1 protein-coding gene is annotated in these 254 nt (G+C 47.6%); it reads right to left on the bottom strand.

Annotated features, from left to right (window positions below; translation table 11 throughout):
- Positions 1-254: GTPase (locus WEIDD23_RS12585; protein ID WP_197458923.1), on the bottom strand; the 254-nt coding region annotated here is incomplete at both ends.

The raw sequence follows: 254 nt of genomic DNA, 5'->3' as shown, positions 1-254 counted from the left end.
GCCACGTGCTTGTCTTGCTCACGAATACCTTCTTCAGCGTTCAATACCATCAAAACAACGTTAGAGTCATCAATCGCACGCATCGCACGCATCACTGAATACTTTTCAGTCGACTCGTAGACCTTACCACGCTTACGAATACCAGCAGTGTCAACCATGACAAACTCATCACCGTCAGCAGACGTGAAGCGCGTGTCAATGGCATCACGTGTCGTTCCTGAGATGTCAGAAACAATAACACGTTCTTCACCTAG

Source organism: Weissella sp. DD23 (genome assembly GCF_001579105.1).
Taxonomy (GTDB): domain Bacteria; phylum Bacillota; class Bacilli; order Lactobacillales; family Lactobacillaceae; genus Weissella; species Weissella cibaria.
The sequence above is the reverse complement of the archived record's forward strand: the minus strand, read 5'-3'. Positions and strand labels throughout refer to the sequence as shown.